This is a genomic window from Bradyrhizobium sp. SZCCT0153 (assembly GCF_018129995.1).
In the GTDB taxonomy this organism is placed as follows: Bacteria; Pseudomonadota; Alphaproteobacteria; order Rhizobiales; family Xanthobacteraceae; genus Bradyrhizobium; species Bradyrhizobium japonicum_G.
In genome coordinates this window covers 895,012-909,075 of sequence record NZ_JAFCKS010000001.1, presented here as the reverse complement: position 1 = coordinate 909,075, position 14,064 = coordinate 895,012, and the positions used below count along the sequence as shown (strand labels likewise).

At 64.8% G+C, this 14,064-nt stretch carries 14 protein-coding genes; 11 read left to right on the top strand and 3 right to left on the bottom strand.

The genetic code is table 11. The annotated features are described in order from the left end of the window. The first annotated feature begins 224 nt into the window (after positions 1–224). Positions 225–863 (top strand): TetR/AcrR family transcriptional regulator, encoded by a 639-nt coding sequence (locus tag JQ572_RS04500; RefSeq protein WP_211382412.1) that lies wholly within the window; start codon positions 225–227, stop codon positions 861–863. Between the two features lie 65 nt (positions 864–928). Next, positions 929–1,336, top strand: a complete 408-nt coding sequence (locus tag JQ572_RS04495) for a DUF4864 domain-containing protein (RefSeq protein WP_211381744.1) — start codon at positions 929–931, stop codon at positions 1,334–1,336. Here JQ572_RS04495 and JQ572_RS04490 read toward each other — a convergent pair. After that, positions 1,333–2,598, bottom strand: coding sequence for an MFS transporter (locus JQ572_RS04490; protein WP_211381743.1), 1,266 nt, complete (start codon positions 2,596–2,598; stop codon positions 1,333–1,335). The genes JQ572_RS04495 and JQ572_RS04490 overlap by 4 nt on opposite strands. Positions 2,599–2,773: 175 nt before the next feature. On the opposite strand from JQ572_RS04490, the gene JQ572_RS04485 reads away from it, so the two are divergent. From JQ572_RS04485 to JQ572_RS04445, 9 genes are all read left to right on the top strand, one after another. Further along, entirely contained in the window at positions 2,774–3,196 is a 423-nt protein-coding gene (locus JQ572_RS04485; RefSeq protein WP_249128816.1) for a hypothetical protein, read from the top strand. 76 nt (positions 3,197–3,272) lie between these two features. Beyond that, positions 3,273–3,560 carry a hypothetical protein gene (locus JQ572_RS04480; RefSeq protein WP_211381741.1) on the top strand — a complete coding sequence of 96 codons (288 nt, stop codon included), beginning with the start codon at positions 3,273–3,275 and terminating at the stop codon, positions 3,558–3,560. Positions 3,561–3,569: 9 nt separating this feature from the next. Continuing rightward, the gene (locus JQ572_RS04475) at positions 3,570–4,994 is read left to right on the top strand and encodes a TolC family protein (RefSeq protein WP_211381740.1); all 1,425 of its coding nucleotides are present in this window, start codon (positions 3,570–3,572) and stop codon (positions 4,992–4,994) included. 13 nt (positions 4,995–5,007) lie between these two features. Beyond that, entirely contained in the window at positions 5,008–6,345 is a 1,338-nt protein-coding gene (locus tag JQ572_RS04470; RefSeq protein ID WP_211381739.1) for a multicopper oxidase family protein, read from the top strand. A gap of 35 nt (positions 6,346–6,380) precedes the next feature. Continuing rightward, a complete protein-coding gene (locus tag JQ572_RS04465; protein ID WP_211381738.1) occupies positions 6,381–6,836 on the top strand; it encodes a cupredoxin domain-containing protein in 456 nt (151 codons plus the stop codon). Positions 6,837–6,850: 14 nt separating this feature from the next. Further along, on the top strand, positions 6,851–7,153 hold the full coding sequence (locus JQ572_RS04460) for a copper-binding protein (protein WP_211381737.1): 303 nt from the start codon (positions 6,851–6,853) through the stop codon (positions 7,151–7,153). A 166-nt stretch (positions 7,154–7,319) separates the two neighbouring features. Further along, a complete protein-coding gene (locus JQ572_RS04455) occupies positions 7,320–8,072 on the top strand; it encodes a hypothetical protein (protein ID WP_211381736.1) in 753 nt (250 codons plus the stop codon). A gap of 321 nt (positions 8,073–8,393) precedes the next feature. Further along, on the top strand, positions 8,394–10,535 hold the full coding sequence (gene flhA / locus JQ572_RS04450) for a flagellar biosynthesis protein FlhA (protein ID WP_211381735.1): 2,142 nt from the start codon (positions 8,394–8,396) through the stop codon (positions 10,533–10,535). 294 nt (positions 10,536–10,829) lie between these two features. Continuing rightward, positions 10,830–11,030, top strand: a complete 201-nt coding sequence (locus tag JQ572_RS04445; protein WP_011084994.1) for a hypothetical protein — start codon at positions 10,830–10,832, stop codon at positions 11,028–11,030. 191 nt (positions 11,031–11,221) lie between these two features. Here JQ572_RS04445 and JQ572_RS04440 read toward each other — a convergent pair whose 3' ends face one another. After that, positions 11,222–12,442: an NAD(P)/FAD-dependent oxidoreductase gene (locus JQ572_RS04440; RefSeq protein WP_211381734.1), complete on the bottom strand. Its 1,221-nt coding sequence runs from the start codon at positions 12,440–12,442 to the stop codon at positions 11,222–11,224. 140 nt (positions 12,443–12,582) lie between these two features. Then, on the bottom strand, positions 12,583–13,542 hold the full coding sequence (locus JQ572_RS04435) for a helix-turn-helix transcriptional regulator (RefSeq protein ID WP_211381733.1): 960 nt from the start codon (positions 13,540–13,542) through the stop codon (positions 12,583–12,585). Between the last annotated feature and the right edge of the window lie 522 nt (positions 13,543–14,064).

Genomic DNA, 14,064 nt, shown 5'->3' with positions numbered 1-14,064 from the left:
GTGATCGCGTAGCGCGCCACCGCCGTGGCCGCCGTCGATCTGCGCCGCCCGGACACAATCCGAGCCAACGTCTCGACGAAGATACGGAGGCACCCTCCGTTTAACAAGGGCCGCCGAAAAATATTTGGAATTCGTCAAAAGCCCGAACGCGGACAACGCGATGCAGCCCTGCAAGGGTTCATTGCAGGGTTCAATCTAACCAATTCGTGATCTACATTGCCGGCATGGACGACCACACCGACCAGACCCGCAAGCCCCGCGCCGACGCCGTGCGCAATCGCGAGCGCGTGCTCGAGGCGGCCAAGACCGTGTTCAACGCGGGCGGTCCGGAGGCGAGCCTCGAGGCCGTGGCCAAGCGTGCCGGCGTCGGCATCGGCACACTCTATCGGCATTTTCCGACGCGCGAGGATTTGTTCGAGGCGGTGTACCGGCGCGAGGTCGAGCAGCTCAGCGAGCTCGCCGAGCAGTTGAAGAACGCCAAGGACCCGGTGGATGCGCTGCGGCGCTGGCTGCGCTCAGGGGTCGAATTCGTTGCCACCAAGAAGGGCATGGTGGCAGCCTTGGCGCTCGCGGTGCAAAGCGGGTCGGAGTTGCATGCCTTTTCCTTTGAGCGCCTGACCAAGGCGATCGGCTCGCTGCTCGATCGCGCAGCCGCGGCTGGCGCGATGCGCGCGGACGTCAGTCCCGAGGACTTGCTGCGCGCGTTCTTCGGCATGTGCTACATGCACGACCAGCCGGGCTGGCAATCCTCGGTGCTGCGGATGCTCGACGTGTTCGTCGACGGGCTGCGGGTACAACCGGCCGGCAAGCCCAAGGTTCGGCTTCCCAAGCCTGCGAAGCCGGCGGTGAAACGGAAGCGATAGCGCGCCGTACTTACCTAAGGTCATGCTAAGATCAGCATCGCCGGGGTTTCAACGCGGAGCCTGTTATGCGCATTGCCGCTTTGCTCGTCATCCTTACGATCGTCTTCGGCACAGCTCCAGCATTCGCCGACGACGTCACTGCGGCGCAGGGCGTCATCCGCGCCCAGGAACAGGCTTTTGCGCACGATGATGCGGCCGGGGCCTATTCCCATGCCGCGCCGGCGATCCGGGAGATCTTCCCCGCGCCCGACATCTTCATGTCCATGGTGCAAAACGGCTACCCGCCGGTCTATCGACACAAGAGCTTTGAGTTCGGCGAGAGCAAGACCGAAGGCAACCGGGTCGCGCAGCGCGTCCACATCGTGGATGCCAATGGCGAGGCCTGGGAGGCGCTCTACACGCTCGAGCTGCAGCCGGACGGCAGCTACAAGATCACGGGTTGTTCGCTGCTGAAGGCGGGACAGGCGGTTTAGGTCGCAAAACCCGGCCCGGTCCTGACCGCATTCATCCGCGACCGGATCAGCAGTGTCACGACGATGACGATATTGACGCCATTCCACGCTACGCCGTTGGCGAAGGCTGCAGCATACGATCCGGTCGCGTCGAAGATGACGCCCGACACCCAGCCGCCGAAGGACATGCCGAACACCGAGGCAAAGATCACGATGCCGACGCGCGTTGCTGCCTGGCTCGCCGGCATCGCCTCGCGCACGATGATGGCGTAGCTCGGCACGATGCCGCCCTGGAACAGGCCGAACATGGCGGAGATCAGATAGAGCGAGGTGAGGCTGTCGAAGAACAGGTAAAACACCAGCGCAAAGCCTTGCGCGAGAGCACCGACCAGAAGCGTGGGGATGCCGCCGATCTTGTCCGCGAGGTAGCCCGAGCCGATGCGGCTGACGATGCCGCAGGCCATCATCAACGAGAGCATTTCGGCGCCGCGCGCCACGCCATAACCGAGGTCGCCACAATAGGCGACGATATGCACCTGCGGCATCGCCATGGCGACGCAGCAGGAGATGCTGGCGATCGAGAGCAGCACGGTCAGCGTGTTGGTCGACAGCTTGAGATCGACCCGCGGCGGCGGCGCATTGGCGTGATTGCGGACCTTGTCGTCGCCCATCTGCGCGCGCAGGACCAGCACCAGGATGGACATCAGACCGACGCACACGATGCCGATCCCGATATGGGTGTAGCGCCAGCCGATCGTCTGCATGCCAAAGCTCACGAGCGGCGGCCACATCGTGCCGGCGACGTAATTGCCGCTGGCGACGATGGTCACGGCAAGGCCGCGATAACGCTCGAACCAGTGCGAGGCCTCCGCCATCAGCGGCGCGAAGGTCGCCGACGTGCCGAGACCGATCAGGAAATACGCCGCCACGAACTGCCAGAGCTGGGTCGACAGTCCCGCGAGCACATTGGCGACGCCGAGGAACGCGATGCTGATCGCCATCGCCGGCACGATGCCGAACCGGTCGGTGATCTTGCCGGCGATCACGCCGCCAAGCCCGAACCCGAACATCAGGAGGGTGAAAGCCAGCGACACCGCGCCGCGCGTGGCGGCAAATTCAGCCTGCACCGCGGGAATCATGACCACGATCGCCCACATGCCGACGCCGCCGATCGAGCCGATCAGCAGCGCAATGACGAGCCGCATCCAGGCCCGACGGGAATCAGGGCTGAATGTCTCGGGTGTTTGTTCTGGATGATTTGGCGCGTGCACGGGCCGGACCATGGCCCGCAGGGGGCCGCAGGGTCAAGCAGCGTGGCGCGATATTGGGCATGCACGGTGCACTGCGGTAAGAAGGAGCTTGGCGAACGCGCGCTTTGCCGTTAATTTGCAATCAGCGTGTGCAACATTGCCGCGCGGAGAGCATGTCGACGGAATGTTGCTGCGATTGACACGATCGATGCGGATCAGGGTGGGGCGCCTCATTGCCCTCGCCTATCTGTTCTGCGTGCTCGCGCCGGCAGCAAGCCTCGCCTGGGGTCATGGCCCCGCGCCATGCCTCGGCGACGACGTTCTGCTCGGCGACATCGTGCCCGCGCACCATCAGATGCAGACGAGCCATACACATGGCGACTCCTCGCATGACAATGCGGGGGCACATGCGCATCACCAGGCCGCTGCACAGGACGCGCCGGCGCCCCATCACCACGGCGGCAAGGGCACGGCCGGACCGTGCTGCGCGATGATGTGTGTGAGCGCGTTGCCGGCCGATCTGCCCAGCTTCGCAAAGCCGCTTCAGCCGGTTTCCGCCTGTGCGCCCGAGATCGTGGCGATCCTGCACAGCGCCGCGCCGCCCCTGCTCTACCGCCCTCCCATCGCCTGATCTGACGCGACGACGTCAGGCCGACGCGCATCCGCGCGCGTGGACCTGTGGTCCTACGACAGATCAGGGATGAATCATGTTGACGCTTTCCGGGGCGAAGTCCGCCGCCGCGTCCGCGGCGCTTGGACGACGACACTTTCTATTTAACTGGCCGCTGCTGGCCGTGGCTGCGCTGGCACTGTCCGGCTGCATGCCGGCAACGACGCAGGTCGCCGGCGTCGATCCTGCCGATCCCTCGGCAAAGGTCGCACGCACCAGCTATCGGTCGACCATCGCGCCGTATACCAGCCTGCGGCCTGCGACGCCGGCACCATGGCGCGAGCGCAACGAGAACGTCGCGCCGCAGCCCAAGCAGGACCGGTAGGAGCGCGCCATGACACATCATCTCGCGCGGGGCCTGCTCGTCCTCACTGCGTTCGGACTCTCCGGCTGCATGGCATTCTCGCCGGACGGAGGCATGACGACGGTCTCGGACCTAACCAGCCAGACCATCAATAAGGATGTCGCCTTCGTCCGGTCGGCCGAGGGCGCGGAGGCCGTCAACGCGGCCGTCCGCCGCTTGCTGGCGCGAACGCTGACCACCGAGACCGCCGTGCAGATCGCGCTGCTCAACAACAGGGGATTGCAAGCGGCCTATAACGAGCTGGCGCTGGCCGAGACCGATCTCGTCGAGCAAAGCCTGCCGCCCAATCCGGTGTTCTCGATCTCGCGGATCTCAGGCAATGGCGCCAGCGAAATCGAGCGCCAGGTGGTCGGCGACATCCTCGCGCTCGCCACCCTGCCGTTCCGCTCCGACATCGCCCGCGACCGCTTTCGTCAGGCGCAGTTGCGTGCAGCGCTGGCGACGCTGCGGCTCGCCGCCGATGTCCGCGGCGCCTATGTCCGCGCCGTGACCGGCAACGAGATGGTGGTGCTGCTGACGGACGCGAAGGCGACGGCGGAATCGACCGCACAACTCGCGGTAAAGCTCGGCGAGACCGGCTCGATCAACAAGCTCGACCAGGCCCGCGAGCAGGTGTTTTACGCCGAAACCACCGCCGACCTCGCGACCGCGCGGCAGACGGCGACGAGCGCGCGCGAAAAGCTTGCGCGCCTGATGGGATTGTGGGACGGCGGCCTCGACTTCCGCCTGCCCAATCAAATGCCGCCGCTGCCGCGCCGGCCGCGGGCATTGCCGTCGATCGAAACCGACGCGGTCGCCCATCGCATCGACCTGCAGATCGCGCGGCTGGAATTGACGGCGCTGGCGAAATCGCTGAACCTCACCGAGGCCACGCGCTTCGTGACGCTGCTCGATCTCGCCGGGATCTCGCGCCGCACCCAGGATCCGGAAGGAGCGCCGTTCCGCGAACGCGGCTTCGACGTGCAGTTCCAGATCCCGATCTTCGACGGCGGCGAGGTTCGGGTGCGGCAGGCAGCAGAGACCTACAACCTCGCCTTCAATCGTCTGACCGAGCGCGCCGTGAACGTCCGCTCGGAAGCGCGCGATGCCTATCGGGTCTATCGCTCCAGCTACGATATCGCGAGCCACTACCAGCGCGAGATCCTGCCGCTGCGCAAGATCATCACCGAGGAGATGCAGCTCCGCTTCTCCAGCATGCAGGTCGATATCTTCGCGCTGCTCACCGAGGCACGACAGCGCCTCGCATCGCTGCGCGGCGCGATCGATGCCAGGCAGAAGTTCTTCCTCGCCCAGTCCGACTTGCAGACCGCCGTCAACGGCGGCGGCGCGCCTGCGGCCGGCGGCGACAATTCAACCACCATCGCCGCGGCAGCGCCTGCCGACGGCGGCCACTGACATGGAGGCCGAGATGTTTTCCCGCCGAGGATTCCTGGGCACTGCCGCGCTAGCCAGCGCATCCGTCGTCAGCGGCCGCGTGCAGGCCGCCTCGATCCCGGAAGCCCCGCACATGGACAAGGTGGTGATGCAGCCGCCGCTGCATCCGACCAGCGGCCCGGACTATCACCCCGTCGTCACGCTGAACGGCTGGTCGCTGCCGTTCCGCATGAACGGCGACTGGAAGGAATTCCATCTCGTCGCCGAGCCCGTGGTGCGCGAGTTCGCCGAGGGCATGAAGGTGAATTTGTGGGGCTATAACGGCCAGTCGCCGGGACCGACGATCGAGGCCGTCGAAGGCGACAAGGTTCGTATCTTCGTCACCAACAGACTGCCCGAATACACCACCGTGCACTGGCACGGCATGATCATTCCCAGCGGCATGGACGGTGTCGGCGGACTGACCCAGCCGCACATCCAGCCTGGCAAGACCTTCGTCTACGAGTTCGAGATGAAGAAGAGCGGGACCTTCATGTACCACCCGCATTCCGACGAAATGGTGCAGATGGCGATGGGCATGATGGGCATGGTCGTCGTGCATCCGCGCGATCCGAACTTCCGCGCCGTCGACCGCGACTTCGTCTTCGTGATGAGCACCTATCGCGTCGATCCCGGCACCTATCTGCCGCAGGTCAACGAGATGACCGACTTCAACATGTGGACCTGGAATGCGCGGGTGTTTCCCGGCATCGATCCGTTGCCGGTCAGGCTCGGCGACAAGGTGCGCGTGCGCATCGGCAATCTCAGCATGACCAACCATCCGATTCATCTGCACGGCCACAGCTTTGCGGTGACCTGCACCGACGGCGGCTGGATTCCGGAGAGCGCGCAATATCCTGAGACGACGACCGACGTGCCGGTCGGCGCGGTGCGCGTGTTCGACGTGCTCGCCGACAATCCCGGCGACTGGGCGTTCCACTGCCACAAGTCGCATCACACCATGAATGCGATGGGACACGCGGTGCGCAATCTGATCGGCGTGTCGCGCAAGGATCTCGCCAAGGCCGTCGGCAAGCTCGCGCCCGACAGCATGGCGATGGGCTCGACCGGCATGGCGATGGGCAACATGGAGATGCCCGCGCCCGACAACACGCTGCCGATGATGACCGGCACCGGCCAGTTCGGCCCGATCGAGATGGGCGGCATGTTCACGGTGATGAAGATCCGCGAGGACCTCGCGCGCGACGATTATCGCGATCCCGGTGCCTACCAGTTCCCGCAAGGCACCGTCGCCTACGAGATCACGCCGCCGGCCCCGGAGCCGCCGCGGCAACAACCAGGCGGCCCGCCGATGAAGAACATGAAGATGTGAGCTTGCCGATGAACCACCACCAACTGGAGAGACCAATGAACAAGACGATCAAACTCGCCCTCGCGCTGGCTGCGCTTTCGATCGCGCCGGCCTTTGCCCACGAGCAGCACGGGCATGGGACCTTTTCGGCCGGCGAGCCCGGCGATTCCAAGAAGCCCGCCCGCACGATCGAGATCTTGATGAACGAAATGGACTACACGCCCGCCAGGATCGAGGTCAAACGCGGCGAGCAGATCCGTTTCGTGCTGCGCAATGTCGGCAAGGAGGACCACGAATTCCTGCTCGCCACCACCAAGGAGAATCTCGCGCATGCGGTGGAGATGAAGAAGCATCCGCACATGGAGCACGACGACCCCAACGGCGTGCGGCTCGCACCGAACAAGACGGCCGAGATCCTCTGGAAATTCAGCAAGGCCGGCACATTCGAGTTTTCCTGCCTGATCCCCGACCACCGCGACTACGGCATGGTCGGCCACGTCACCGTGAAGTAACGAGGGAGCCTTCGATGAACCGCATCATCCGTATCGCTGCCGCGTTGGCGCTGACCGTCGGTCTTGCCGCCGGAGCCTTCGCGGCCCAGGGCGCCGCGATCAGCGGCGAGGTCAAGAAGATCGACGAAGGCACCGGCAAGATCACGCTCAAGCACGGACCGGCGAAAAGCCTCGGCATGGATGAACCCATGACCATGGTCTACCGGGTCAGGGACCCTGCCTTGCTCAAGCAGGTGAAGGTCGGCGACAAGGTCACCTTCGAAGCCGAGGAGGCGGCTTCGGGGTATACGGTGACCAGAATAGAGAAGGCGAAGTAGGCAGCCCTCGTCGTTCCGGGGGCGATGCGCTGCATCGAACCCCGGAATCTCGAGGTTCGGGGATCGCCACCATGACTTAAACGGCGACGCCCGCAGAGATACCTCTCTCTTTTCCACAACTTTAAATAATGGCAAGATGACCCTTATTTGAGTCATGGAGCGCATTATGGAGCAGGATCATATCGACAAGGCTATTGTTGAAAACTACCGCAAACTGCGAACACGGATGGGCGCGCTGACTGCGGCTTTCCCGGTCGTCGTCATCTTGATCGGACTCCTTTGGGGCATTCGTCTCCAGCCCTCGTTGAGCGATTACTATTTTGCCCAGGACGCGGTTCAAGGCAGGGCGGATCTCTATCCCGTCCGGCTTTGGTTCTGCGGTTTCCTCTTCGCTGTCGGCGTGTTCTTGTACCGCTACAAGGGCTTCTCGAAAAATGAAGACCGCTGGCTCAGCCTTACCGGCGCATTTGTCCTGGGCGTTGCGATCTTTCCCATGGCCGTCTCCGGCAAGACGAGTCCATTCACACTCGCATCGTTCGGCCTTCCGAATGTGACGCTGCACGGAATCAGCGCGGTGCTGGCGTTCGCCTGTATCGGCATCATCATATTCTGGTACTCGGACTCGACGCTGTCGAAGCTCAAGAAGGACAGTGCGGCCCGCAAATGGTTCAGGAGGGCCTACTTCCTGATCGGCACCTACATGTTGCTGGCCATGGCAGGCTCGGTCATCATGCATTTCCTGCATACGGATCGAGAGAACGATTCCTACATCCTGTATGTGGAGTGGTCCGGCCTCTGGGCCTTTGCCCTTTATTGGTTCGTGAAGAATCTCGAGCTTCGTTACGTTGCGGAGTCGATCAGGAAGGGGACGACCGCACCGTCGCCCATGGGCAAGGCCGATGTCCTGGACGCGCTGTAGATCCGGAGCGTGAAGTGGCGGTTCCCGTCTAAGGCCTGAGGCTGGGTGGCTGTTGGTTCGCCGCCCAGAGCCTCCGCCTGGAATGATCTCTCGGGGCCCCCCGACGCCCTCTCCCTTCACGCTTGCCCGCACCCTCCGTTAACCGTTTGCTAACCATACACCCGGCAAGAATTGCCGAGTGAAGTCGAGTGTCGTCAGCCGCGTAAGACGGGAGCCCCCGTGGACGCCAGTGCGGTGCCTCACTTTCGGAACGGCGGCCCTTCGGCCGCCGCGCAGACAATTGGGGCGCGCGGACGGCAGTCGCGCGGGGGAGCAGCTACCATGGTCGACGTCACCGCGGGACAGGGCGTAGGCAGCACGAACGCCGGCTTCCCCACCCTTGCCGAGGTCGGGAACATCCTCAAGCGCGGCGATATCGCGCTGGCCCTCGGCGTCCTCACCATCCTGGTGGTGCTGATCCTCCCGCTGCCCGCGATCGTGCTGGACCTGTTCCTGGCGATCTCGATCACGCTCTCGATCCTGATCCTGATGACGTCGCTGTTCATCCAGGCGCCGCTGGAATTTTCCGCCTTCCCGACCGTCCTGCTGATCTCGACCATGCTGCGCCTGTCGCTCAACATGGCCTCCACCCGCCTGATCCTGTCGCACGGGCACGAGGGCACGGATGCCGCCGGTCACGTCATCGAGGCCTTCGGCAGCTTCGTGATGGGCGGCAATTTCGTCATCGGCATCATCGTCTTCGCCATCCTGATCATCGTCAACTTCGTGGTCATCACCAAGGGTTCGGGCCGTATCGCCGAAGTCGCCGCCCGCTTCCACCTCGACGCCATGCCCGGCAAGCAGATGGCGATCGACGCCGACCTCTCCGCCGGCCTGATCGACGAGGCGGTCGCCAAGCAGCGCCGCAAGGACCTGGAGGACGAGAGCGGCTTCTTCGGCGCCATGGACGGTGCCTCGAAATTCGTTCGCGGCGACGCCATCGCGGGCCTCCTGATCGTCTTCATCAACGTCGTCGGCGGCATGATCATCGGCGTGGCGCAGCAGGGCCTCTCCTTTGCCGACGCCGGCCGCAGCTACACGCTGCTGACCGTCGGTGACGGCCTCGTCACCCAGGTGCCGGCGCTGATCGTCTCGACCGCGGCCGGCCTGCTCGTCTCCAAGGCCGGCGTCTCGGGCGCTGCCGACAAGGCGCTGATGAAGCAGTTCTCCGGCTACCCGCAGGCGCTCGCGATGTCCGCGGCGGTCATGCTGGTGCTGGCGGCGCTGCCGGGCATCCCGACCCTTCCGTTCCTGGCGCTCGGCGCCGGCGCCGGCGCGCTCGCCTGGCACGCCCGCAACCGCAACCGGGCGACTGCAAGGGCTGCCGAAATTGCAAAGACCGCACCTGCACCGGGAACGCCGGGCGCGTCGGGCGCCGCTGCGACCGAGGAGCCGATCTCGGCTGCACTCAAGATCGACGACCTCAAGATCGAGCTCGGCTATGCGCTGCTGCCGCTCGTCAACGGGCCGGACGGCACCGACCGCCTCACCGAGCAGATCAAGGCGCTGCGCCGCTCGCTCGCGATCGAGATGGGTTTTGTGATGCCCGCCGTGCGCATTCTCGACAACGTCCAGCTCGAAGCCAACACCTACATCATCAAGATCAAGGAAGTCGACGCGGGCTCCGGCAAGATCTGGCCGAACCAGTTCATGGTCATGGACCCCGGCGGCAGCCAGGTGCAGGTGCCCGGCATCCACACCACCGAGCCGACCTTCGGCCTGCCCGCGACCTGGGTCGATGCCAGCCTCAAGGAGGAGGCCTCGCTCAAGGGCTATACCGTCGTCGACGCCGCGACCGTGCTCTCGACCCACCTCACCGAGCTGCTCAAGGCCAACATGTCGGACCTGCTCTCCTATGGCGAGGTGCAGAAGCTGCTCAAGGAGCTGCCGAAGGAGCAGAGCGAGCTGGTCAAGGACATCGTGCCGGGACAGGTCACGGTCTCCGGCATCCAGCGCGTGCTGCAGCTGCTGCTCGCCGAGCGCATCTCGATCCGCGACCTCTCGACGATCCTCGAGGGCATCGCGGATTCGCTCGCTTTCTCGCGCAATCCCGCCACCATGGTCGAGCACGTCCGCGCGCGGCTGGCGCGGCAGATCTGCGCGCAGAACACCTCCTACAACGGTTATCTGCCGCTGATCGCATTGTCGGCGCGGTGGGAGCAGGCCTTTGCCGAATCCATCATCGGCCAGGGCGAGGAGCGCAGCCTCGCGATGCAGCCCTCGAAGCTGTCGGAGTTCATGACCGGCGTGCGCGAGGCGTTCGAACGCGCCGCCCGCGAGGGCGAGGCGCCGGTGCTGGTCACCTCTGCGGCAATTCGTCCCTTCGTGCGCTCCCTGGTCGAGCGGTTCCGGGCCCAGACCACCGTGCTGTCGCAGGCGGAAATCCACCCGAGGGCAAGGTTGAAAACGGTCGGAAGCATCTGATTTGCCTTAAGAAGCCGTATGTTTTTTGGCCACAGGCAAATGGTTTTTGAGTTCCGGGCGCCTTGTCGACCAGATGTCGATAAAACGCCTTGCAGGCACATTACGTACTTGAAATAATTATATAATTGCACGATTGGAGGCCGCTTCTGATCGCGGACTCTCACGTCGTGTCACGCTCTTGTGATCGCCTCTTGGGAACGAATCCCCCCAATACTAGGTTGTTGGGCATCGGAAGCATGAACCTGCCCGAACAGGGCGGCGACTACTTCGGGTAGAGGGCGGCAGGAGCCTTCCATGAACCACTCGATTTACAGCGCAGATCGCTCGACCCACCTGAAGATCGTGGTCGTGGCCCTCGTCGCAGGGATCGCGGTGGCAGGCTTCGGCATCACGGCGCGCACGGGTTCGGACGAAGGTCTGACCCAGACCGCCCGCGTCATCAAGGCCGGCAAGCCGGTTGTGATCACCAGCTCGAACGCTTCACTCGTTCGCTAAGGAGACATGAGTTTCAGGAATTCACGCGGCTCTTTATCAGCCCCCCAAAGTCGCCACGTGGATATGTAGACGACCCCAACCCCAAGTCGACTACAGAAAGCGCCCGCCCCCCACGGGCGCTTTCTCATGTCTGGGGTCCGTCATCGCGACGGAGTGGGGCGAACTGCCGTCAATCCTCCAACGAGCATCCGCTACCGCGCCCCATAGGTCGGCGGCGGCGCCTGCAGGGTCGGAGCTGCCGCAGCGAGGAGCTCCTCCTTGCGTCCCGAGAGCGGCGGATAGATGCGCCTGCGGTTGATGGTCTCCTTGGTCGCCTTCGCGGCCGCGCCGGTGGTGCGGACTTCGCGGTCCCACCCTTCCGTATAGAGCGCGCCCCAGCCACCGAGATCGAGCACGGTCACATACCAATCGATCCGCAGCGGGAGCAGCGGCAGGCCTGCGAGATCGGCCACCACATTGTGCCCGGCGAAACGGCCCATCGGGCGGGCGAACTGGCAGGACATCACGGTCGGATGCAAGCCGTCGACCACGCTCGAGGCAACGTCGCCGGCCGCAAACACACCGTCGGCATCCGCAACCCGCATGAAGGGATCGACGAGAAGACGCCCGAGGCGGTCGCGTGCACCCGGAAAGCTCGCCGCCAAGGGGCTCGCGCGCATCCCGGCACACCAGATCACCGTCTGCGCCGGAATGAACTCGCCAGAGCTCAGGCGCAGGCCGCCGGCCTCGACGGATGCGACGCGCACGCCGAGCCGCGTCTCGACGTCGAGCGAGGCCAATGCCGTCTCGATGACCGGACGCGCATGCGCGCCGATGCTGGCGCCGACCACAGGATTGGGATCGACCAGGATGATGCGTCGGCTGCCATTGATGCCGGCGCGCGCCAGCCTGTCGGGCATCTCGGCCGCGACCTCGATGCCGGTGAAGCCGGCGCCGACCACAACGACCGTCGCGCGCCCCGGCGCGGGCGCGCTGCGTCCAAGCGAAGTCAGATGATCCTCGAGTCGGAGCGCCGCGGCATAGGTGTCGACGTCGAAAGCATGCTCGACAAGGCCGGGAACGTCGGGACGCATCACTTCGCTGCCGAGCGCCAGCACCAGCCGGTCATAGGCCAGCGTCTCGTCGCCGCCGCCGGTGACCAGCGAGATCTCGCGCCGGACGGGATCGATGGCTTCGACCTCGCCGATCCCGTGACTGACGCCGATCGGATCCAGCAGTTGCGGCAGCGGAAGCGCGACCTCGCTGAGGTCGACCTCGTAATTGCGGACGCGGATGTTGTGATAGGGATTGCGATCGACGAGGCGGATCTCGATGTCACTGCCGGCCGCACCGATCTCGTCGCGCTTGCGCGCGGCACCGATGGCCGCCCACAGACCCGCAAATCCGGCGCCGAGCACGACGATACGCGCCATGTCCGTGACTGCATTCCCAAGAGAGTGACAAGGAAGCGACGAGCGATCGAGGCGTCCGACCGCGCAGACAGATATAGCTCATCCGGCCGGGCGGACCAACTGTCGCGGTACCGGCCGGCAGCACAAATTCTCGGTGCGGCTCAGGCCTCGCGCAGTTCCGACGGCGTCGCGCCAAAGCGCTTGCGGAAGGCGCGGTTGAAATAGGACAGGTCGGAGAAGCCCGATGAGTGTGCGATGTCGCTGATCTTGCGCGTCCTGGCGCGGGGATCGCCGAGCAGCTTGCGCGCCTGCAGCAGGCGCTGCTCCAGCACAAATTCGGTGAATGTGGTTCCGGCCTGCTCGAACAGGCGTTGAGCCTGGCGCGGGCTCAAGCCGGAGCGCGTCGCGATCTCGGACAGGCAGAGATCATTGCGGCCGAGAGCGGCCATCACGTCGGCGCGCATGAGATCGAGACGGGCCGCCGCATGACCTCGCCCGCGCGCGAGGCTTGCATGCTCCGCATCGGTGCCGAGCAAAAGACCGACGAGATCGACCATGTGCTGCGCCGTGAGGCGCTGGCCCACGGCGTCGAGATGCGGCGCATGATGGGCGGCAAGGGCATGGTAGCGGAAGATCGTCTCGGCGATTGCACCGTCGGAGAGCACTTGCGACAGCTTGTCCTCGGCACGCGGGTTGATGTCGAGCAGCGCCCGGCGCGGCATGCGGATGCTGGTGAAGCGATCTTCGTCGGTATGGCCGACCGTGCCGGTGATGGCCATGTCGACGAGCACCATCTGCGCCGGCGCAAGCTCGACGGTATGGCCGTTCTGCCCGACGCGGACGAGGCCCGCATGGCCCGCGATCAGGACGAGGTCGTCGCTGCCGTCGGCAAGATGGCTCTGGGTGCGTGAATATTGCGCGGAGGCGCCTTCGGGAATGGCCAGCGCGATGTTGTCGACCACGCTGATCTGGAGCCGGCAATCGATGCTGTCGCCACGGCTCGGCCCGATGTCCAGGCCGCAGGAACCGAAAGCCCGTTCGCGCCAATGCTCAAAGGCCGGACCCATCGGCAGGCCCGCATATTGGTGAACGAAGATGCCCGGCGTTCTCGCTGCATCCATCTGATTTCTCGCCCCTCTCCGGCACCATGATCGGCGGTGTCGACTGCAAATTCCGGGCATTTGACGCCGCGAAACGCGGAGAGGTTCAAATCGGGGACGGATTTGGCGGGACTTGTCGGATCACGACGACCGGATGGACCGGGGCGACAGAGCGATGCGCAGGCTGCGCTCCCTCCCCTCCTCGCTGGGCCCTTCTGCAAAAAATAAAAAACAACCCCATGCACAGTAGAGACGCGGCTGCCGGGCGGCACACGATGCAGTCGGTCAAGCCATTGCGGCGTCGGGCAAATCAGCGGCAGACCGGCAAGGAGCGCGGCATCTGCGGCGCGGCTTCGCTTTCGCAGCCGGACACGCCGTCAGCCAGGCGCGATTCAAGGCCCGCACGAATTCGTATTTTACGAACACCATTTGACGCGTCGGGCAAAACAGTGGCACTATGCCATGCTAGCCCGTTTCGGAAATCGCGACCGGCTGGTCGCCATACGCGGCGCGCGAACGTCCCGCTGTCCCGAAAATCCAATG